This is a genomic window from Clostridium sp. ATCC BAA-442 (genome assembly GCF_964239415.1).
GTDB classification, from domain to species: domain Bacteria; phylum Bacillota; class Clostridia; order Oscillospirales; family Oscillospiraceae; genus Flavonifractor; species Flavonifractor plautii.
Genome location: NZ_CAXSQB010000102.1, coordinates 1 through 2283, shown reverse-complemented (window position 1 = coordinate 2283; position 2283 = coordinate 1). Strand labels below are relative to the sequence as shown.

6 protein-coding genes are annotated in these 2283 nt (G+C 55.8%); 5 read left to right on the top strand and 1 reads right to left on the bottom strand.

All coding sequences use genetic code 11. The features are described from left to right. The first annotated feature begins 65 nt into the window (after nucleotides 1–65). The 4 genes from ACESY8_RS19610 to ACESY8_RS19595 all read left to right on the top strand — a co-directional run bounded on the left by ACESY8_RS19610 (nucleotide 66) and on the right by ACESY8_RS19595 (nucleotide 1592). On the top strand, nucleotides 66–545 hold the full coding sequence (locus ACESY8_RS19610; protein WP_498794965.1) for a hypothetical protein: 480 nt from the start codon (nucleotides 66–68) through the stop codon (nucleotides 543–545). Then, nucleotides 542–895, top strand: a complete 354-nt coding sequence (locus ACESY8_RS19605; RefSeq protein WP_007489181.1) for a DUF1064 domain-containing protein — start codon at nucleotides 542–544, stop codon at nucleotides 893–895. The genes ACESY8_RS19610 and ACESY8_RS19605 overlap by 4 nt, the downstream gene beginning before the upstream one ends. 152 nt (nucleotides 896–1047) lie before the next feature. Beyond that, complete coding sequence (locus ACESY8_RS19600; RefSeq protein WP_498794964.1) at nucleotides 1048–1320, top strand: Lar family restriction alleviation protein; 273 nt, start codon at nucleotides 1048–1050, stop codon at nucleotides 1318–1320. After that, the gene (locus tag ACESY8_RS19595; protein WP_498794963.1) at nucleotides 1317–1592 is read left to right on the top strand and encodes a BC1881 family protein; all 276 of its coding nucleotides are present in this window, start codon (nucleotides 1317–1319) and stop codon (nucleotides 1590–1592) included. The genes ACESY8_RS19600 and ACESY8_RS19595 overlap by 4 nt, the downstream gene beginning before the upstream one ends. Here the strand turns inward: ACESY8_RS19595 and ACESY8_RS19590 are convergent. After that, entirely contained in the window at nucleotides 1589–1786 is a 198-nt protein-coding gene (locus tag ACESY8_RS19590) for a KTSC domain-containing protein (protein ID WP_498794966.1), read from the bottom strand. The two genes, ACESY8_RS19595 and ACESY8_RS19590, sit on opposite strands and share 4 nt — an antisense overlap. A gap of 234 nt (nucleotides 1787–2020) precedes the next feature. Between ACESY8_RS19590 and ACESY8_RS19585 the strand changes: the two genes are divergently transcribed. Next, the coding region (locus ACESY8_RS19585) for a hypothetical protein (protein WP_498794962.1) at nucleotides 2021–2283 on the top strand (263 nt) is incomplete at its 3' end.

Below are 2283 nucleotides of genomic sequence, written 5' to 3'. Positions count from 1 at the left end.
CCCTATCTCTATCCCCCCTATTATCCCCCCGTTCCTCCTCCTTCTCCTGAGAGAATGTGAGTGTTTTGGAGGAGAAGAAGGCTTCTACCGGTAGATTCCCGGTAGAAGTACAGGAAGGACGTGATATTTTGACCCGCGAGGACACGGACAAGCTGTTCAGGCTGTTGGCGTTTTACCGCCCCAACGACCCGCACCTCAAGGACAACGCTTTGCGGGCTGTGTGGGCGCTGACGCTGGCCCCTTACTCGGTGGACGACGTGCGGGAGGCGGTAGTGAGCTACTTCCGGACGCAAAAATACTGGCCTGACCCGACCGATATCTCCTCCCGCTGCCCGCAGCCGGAGAGGCCGAAAACACAAAGTCTGCCGACTCCAACTGCCCGTTACATAGACCCCGCGGTCGAGTCCCTGCGGGAGCGGTGGCAGGATCTTCGCTGTCAGCGCCGGGCAGCTGGGGTGCCGGACACTTGGGAAGAGACCAAAAAGGCAGGGCTGACCGCGGCGGCCTGGATGGACATTCTTGACGAAAGGGGCCTTGCCCTGTGAATAAATACGGCAACAAGAAGGCGGTGCGAAATGGCATCACCTTCGACAGTCAGAAAGAGGCCGTACGGTATGACCAACTCATGCTCATGCTGTGCGCCGGAGAAATTAGAGATTTGAAGCTCCAGCCGGAGTTCACACTCCAGGAGGCGTTCACGACACCGCTGGGCGAGCGTGTTCGGGCCATCAAGTACCGGGCCGACTTTGCATATGAGCGGCCTACAGAGCCGGATTGCACGGGCGCCGTCCACTGGCTGCCTGTGGTGGAAGATGTGAAGGGCTTCCGAACCAAGGAATATGAGCTAAAGAAAAAGCTCATGGCCGGGCGCGGTATCCATGTGGTGGAGGTGTAGCCCATGATAACCGCAGACCCATACGGCATCAGCCGGGCGGTGGCCCCCTGGCGCAGCCTGGACGCGATGGAGTCAGTTGTAGAGCGCAGGATTACGGAGCGGGACGTGTAGCCGTAAAGAGCGCTGGAAAGCAGTCAAGGAGGACCAGAACGATGGACGATAAGACGCGCGCCCTGCTGGGCGACCATGAGGCGGCCAAGCGCCTGACGGATGCGGGGGTGCTGCTGCCGTGTCCACACTGCAAGGGACGTGCGGTACTGGTAGAAGGGACACTTCAAGCATCAGGGAAATACAGTGTAGTGTGCGGTGAATGCTTTTGCGCTACAACATGGTGCATTTTAAAAGAGGATGCTATTGGACGGTGGAACACCCGCACGCCGGTGCTGACGTCGAAGGAGATGGAGATGCTGGAGGGGATGGAATGAACCTGAAAGATTTGATTTCTGATGTGAACGTCAACGAGATTTACGGACACATCGAGACTGAAACATTGTCGGATTGGGTGAACGCATGGCAGGAAGCCGCTCTCGCCATCCTCCGCCCCGTCAGCCGGAAGCAGTTATCTGAGTTTAAGACTTGCGATTTGGTAGACGAACTAAGAAAGCGTGAGGGCGTAGAAACACACATCGCAGAGCCGTACCAAGATGTGGTGGTCTCTGTAAACGGCCCTGCGGTGGTGCTGGCAGTTATAGATTAGACCCTGGAATATCCATACCTACCCTTGATAAATGCGTGGAAGTATTTTCCGTGGGATCCTGCGGACATGAGCCCAGCATATACAGACTGCGGGACACCGAAATAGGCATAGGTGCCGCCCTTATGAAAAGAGATGTAGAGAGTCCCATTTTCATATCCGATACTGGCTATGTCCGTTGAGGAAACTGGATGCATGACCATGAAATCACCTCACTTTCCACGCAGTTAAATAATACCACACAGAATGGAGGATTTGTAGATATATGGGGAAAATCAGCCAGGAGCAGATGGAGCGGGTGTGGCCGGGGTGCAATATGTGTAAGACACCCTCGATCGCTCCACCAGTAGGGATTTATTGCCCTTGGTGTGGGGCTCCACGTAACCGGATGGCGTGGGAGGAACTGAGGAAGAAACTGGAGGCGCTGAAAGATGGCAAGGGCGATTGAGAAAGGACAGCACATATTCATAGCGTTTCAGGGCGGGAAAGCGGTTATGGATAGCCAACTTCGCCCCCGGATGTACAAAAGCAGGGAGCAGTTTGAGAAATCGTTCCCGGCATGGCGAGATGGCAAAGCGGAGCTTGTCGAGTATGCGCCCACCCTCACCCCGCCGAACGAGCCGCTGACGCTGGAGGATGCCAAGAAAGAACGGTATATTTGGTTTACCCCGCTGAATGACTGGGCGAAAGTAAC